This is a genomic window from Phenylobacterium sp. (assembly GCF_036402295.1).
Classification (GTDB): domain Bacteria; phylum Pseudomonadota; class Alphaproteobacteria; order Caulobacterales; family Caulobacteraceae; genus Phenylobacterium.
In genome coordinates, this window is the sequence record NZ_DASWTE010000291.1 from 1 (window position 1) to 4,377 (window position 4,377).

The following is a 4,377-nucleotide window of genomic DNA, read 5'->3' on the forward strand; positions in this document are numbered from 1 at the left end:
GCCGAGGAGATGGCCAAGGTCGGCGCCCGCAACCCGATCGGCGGCATGGGCGTGATGATGTTCGGCCCGACCCTGATCGAATACGGGACCGAGGCGCTGAAGCGCGAGCACCTGCCGGGGATCATCTCGGGCGACGTACGCTGGTGCCAGGGCTACTCCGAACCGGGCTCGGGATCGGATCTGGCGAGCCTGCAGACGCGCGCCGTCGACATGGGCGACCACTACCTCGTCTCCGGAAGCAAGATATGGACGAGCGGCGCGAACCTCGCCGACCGCTGCTTCTGCCTGGTGCGGACGGACACGTCCAAGAAGCACGAGGGCATCAGCTTCCTGCTGATCGACATGAAGGACCCGGGCGTCGAGGTGCGGCCGATCCTGCTGATCAACGGGACGTCGCCGTTCTGCGAGGTCTTCTTCACCGACGTGAAGGTCCCGAAGGACCAGCTGTTCGGGCCGCTGAACGGCGGCTGGACTGTGGCCAAGCGGCTCTTGCAGTTCGAGCGCGACAACATCTCGGCCGGCCTGGGCGGCGGCAACATCGGCCAGGCGGTGGCGCTGCCCACCGTGGTCGAGGCGGCCAAGGCTTACGTGGGCGTGGACGAGGACGGGCGGCTCTCAGACCCCGACCTGCGCCGGCGCGTCACCGACCACCTGATGGAGAACCGCGCGTTCCAGCTCACCGTGCGGCGCGTGCAGGACGAGTCGAAGTCGAACGGGCCGTCGAACGCCGCGGCGATCATGAAGTACGCCGGCGCGAAGGTCGCCCAGGAGCGCAACGAGCTGCTCGTCGAGAGCCTGGGCTGCCAGGGGCTGGGCTGGGGCGGTGAAGGCTTCTCCGAGGCCGAGACCCAGGCGTTCCGGGTGATGCTGCGCTCGAAGGCGAACTCCATCGAGGGCGGCACGTCGGAGATCAATCTCAACGTCGTGTCCAAAAGGGTGCTTGGCCTTCCCGATCCGAAGTAGTGAAATGGCCTGATTAGAAAGAGCGGTATTTCATCCGACGACATTTCAGGGAGGATCCGATGGCCGATTCCGGCGGCTCCGCACTCGACGCGTTCCGGGCCGAGGCCCGCGTATGGCTCGAAGCCAACTATCCCAAGTCGCTGCGCGACGACCCGCGGGCGGGTGAGCGCGCCATGGTGGGTGGCTTCAAGCCCGAGGGCGACCACCTCGTGTGGAAGCAGCGCATGGCCGAGAAGGGCTGGGGCACGCCGACGTGGCCGAAGAAGTACGGCGCGGGCGGGCTTTCGGCGGCCGAGGCGCGGGTGCTGCAGCAGGAGATGGACCGGATCGGCGCCTACAACCCGATGGTCGGCATGGGTCTGTCGATGTTCGGCCCCACCCTGCTGGAATACGGCACCGAGGAGCAGAAGCAGCGCCACATCCCGCCGATCGTGCGGGGCGAGCTGCGCTGGTGTCAGGGGTATTCGGAGCCCGGCGCCGGGTCCGACCTCGCGTCTCTACAGACAAAGTGCGAGGATGCTGGAGATCACTGGAAGATAAACGGCCAGAAGATCTGGACGAGCGGCGCGCAATACGCCGACTGGTGCTTCTGCCTCGTCAGAACAGATACCACGAAGAAGCACGAAGGCATAAGTTTTGTTCTGATCAACATGCATCAGCCGGGGGTAGAAACCCGGCCGATCAAGCTGATCGCTGGGTCGTCGCCGTTCTGCGAGACCTTCTTCACCGACGCGCGGGCCGAGAAGGACGACATGGTCGGGCCGCTGAACGGCGGCTGGACGGTGGGCAAGCGCCTGCTGCAGCACGAGCGTTCGGGCCAGGGCGGCGGGCGGATGACCGGCGGCGCCAAGGTCTCGGCCATCGCCAAGAAATACGTGGGCGTCGACGAGAAGGGCCGGATCGCCGACAGCGACCTGCGCATGCGCATCGCCCGCAACGAGATGGACGCCAAGGCGCACGCGCTGACCATCGAGCGGGCGCGCGAGGAGGCGAAGGGGAATGTGAACCCCTCGGCCACCACGTCGGTGATGAAGAACTCCGGCACCTGGATCGGCCAGACCCGCGCCGAGCTGCTGCTCGAGATCATGGGCCACCAGGGCCTGGGCTGGGAGGGCGACGACTTCAGCAAGGACGAGCTGGAGGCCGTGCGCAACTGGCTGTCGGGCAAGGCCTGGACGATCTTCGGCGGCAGCCAGGAGGTTCAGTCGAACATCGTGAGCAAGCGCATCCTGGGGCTGCCGGATACGACGCAGTCGAGCTGATATGGCGGGGATTGAACCCCAGTTCCTCCCCCGCTCGCGGGGGAGGTGGCCCGAAGGGTCGGAGGGGGCGCTGCGGCGGCACGGAGCGGGTGGCAGCGCCCCCTCCACCACTTCGTGGTCCCCCTCCCCCGTAGACGGGGGAGGAACTAGGCATGCCTGACTTCGGCGGCGCTGACCTGACCGCCTTCCGGGCGGAAGTGCGGGATTGGATCGCGGCGAACTTTCCGGCGACGCTGAAGGGCAAGGCCGCGCCGGAGGGGCGCGAGCTCACGCCCGAGCAGGACGCCTGGCGCAAGGCCATGGGCGACAAGGGCTGGGGCACACCCACCTGGCCGAAGTCATATGGCGGCGGGGGCCTCTCCAAGGCCGAGGCGCGGGTGATCGCCGAGGAACTGGCGGCGGCCGGGGCCTACAACCCGATCGGCGGCATGGGCGTGATGATGTTCGGCCCGACGCTGCTGGAATACGGCAACGAGGAACAGAAGCGGCGGCACATCCCGCCGATCGTGCGCGGCGAGCTGCGCTGGTGCCAGGGGTTCTCGGAGCCGAACGCAGGCTCGGACCTCGCCAGCCTGCAGACCAAGGCGGTGGACGCCGGCGACCACTACATCGTCGACGGCGGGAAGGTGTGGACCAGCGGCGCGCACCTCGCCGACTGGTGCTTCTGCCTGGTGCGCACCGACAACAGCAAGAAGCACGAGGGCATCAGCTTCCTGTTGATCGACATGAAGAGCCCCGGCGTGGAGCCGCGGCCGATCCTGCTGATCAACGGCACGACGCCTTTCTGCGAGACCTTCTTCACCGGCGTGAAGGTGCCGAAGGAGAACCTGGTGGGGCCGCTGAACGGCGGCTGGACCATCGCCAAGCGGCTGTTGCAGCACGAGCGGCAGGGGATCTCGGGGGCCAACGCCGCGGGCGCGCCGGGCGTGACGCCAGGGCCGGGCGTCGTGGCCTGGGCGAAGGACTATGTGGGGGTGGACGACGACGGGCGGCTCAGCGACCCGGACCTGCGCCGGCGGATCACCGAGCACCTGATGGAGGAGCGGGCCTTCCAGCTCACCGGCCGGCGCGCGGCCGAGGAGGCGCGGTCGAACTCGGGGCCTTCCGCCGCCTCGTCGGTGCTGAAGAACGTCGGGTCCAAGGTGCGGCAGGACAAGGCGGAGCTGGCTGTGGAGCTGCTGGGCAGCCAGGGCCTGGGCTGGGCGGGCGAGGCCTTCGGCAAGGACGAGCTGGGGGCCGTGCGGGCCTGGCTGCGCGGCAAGAGCGGCACCATCGCGGGCGGCTCGTGGGAGGTGCAGCTGAACATCATCTCGAAGCGGATTCTGGGACTGCCGGAGGTGACGCAGGCGAGGTAGAAATTGAACCGCGGAAAACGCGGAAGGACGCGGAATAGAGTGCGTTCTTTGGCGTTCCGCGCTTTCCGCGTTTTCAGCGGCTTTGAAGGGCGCCTTTGGCGCCGGGCTTTGATTTAAGAGGACGAATTTCACATGGCCGATTTTGGCGGGACCGATCTGGAGGGCTTCCGGAAGGAGGTCCGTGAGTGGGTGGAGGCGAATTTCCCCGCCTCGCTCAAGGGCAAGCCCAACCCGATGGCGCGCGAGGAGCGCGTGAACCCCACGCCTGACCAGGAAGCCTGGCGCAAGGCGGTGGGCGGCAAGGGCTGGGGCACGCCGACGTGGCCCGCGGCCTATGGCGGCGGCGGCCTCTCGGGCGCCGAGGCGCGGGTCGTGCAGGGCGAGTTCGCCCGCGCCGGCGCTTACAACCCGATCGGCGGCATGGGCGTGATGATGTTCGGCCCGACGCTCCTGGAATACGGCACCGAGGCGCAGAAGCAGGAGCACATCCCGCCGATCTGCCGCGGCGAGATCCAGTGGTGCCAGGGCTTCTCCGAACCCGGCGCCGGCAGCGACCTGGCAAGTCTTCAGACCAAGGCTGAAGATAAAGGTGACCGTTTCGTCATCAATGGCCAGAAGATATGGACGAGCGGCGCGCAATGGGCCGACTGGTGCTTCTGTCTTGTGCGCACGGATACTTCGAAGAAACACGAAGGCATCTCGTTCGTGCTGTTCACGATGCATCAGCCTGGCGTGGAAGTACGTCCGATTCCTCTGATCGCAGGCTCTTCACCTTTCTGCGAGACGTTCTTTACCGA

Annotated in this window: 4 protein-coding genes; all 4 read left to right on the forward strand. The window is 67.4% G+C overall.

Features of this window, described 5'->3' with window-relative positions; translation table 11 throughout:
• The coding region (locus VGD44_RS17590; protein WP_331089497.1) for an acyl-CoA dehydrogenase family protein at window positions 1-963 on the forward strand (963 nt) is incomplete at its 5' end.
• 59 nt (window positions 964-1,022) lie between these two features.
• Window positions 1,023-2,225, forward strand: a complete 1,203-nt coding sequence (locus VGD44_RS17595; protein WP_331089499.1) for an acyl-CoA dehydrogenase family protein — start codon at window positions 1,023-1,025, stop codon at window positions 2,223-2,225.
• A gap of 152 nt (window positions 2,226-2,377) precedes the next feature.
• The gene (locus VGD44_RS17600) at window positions 2,378-3,580 is read left to right on the forward strand and encodes an acyl-CoA dehydrogenase family protein (RefSeq protein ID WP_331089501.1); all 1,203 of its coding nucleotides are present in this window, start codon (window positions 2,378-2,380) and stop codon (window positions 3,578-3,580) included.
• A 132-nt stretch (window positions 3,581-3,712) separates the two neighbouring features.
• Window positions 3,713-4,377, forward strand: a 665-nt coding sequence (locus tag VGD44_RS17605; protein WP_331089503.1) for an acyl-CoA dehydrogenase family protein, incomplete at its 3' end; no start/stop codon positions are given.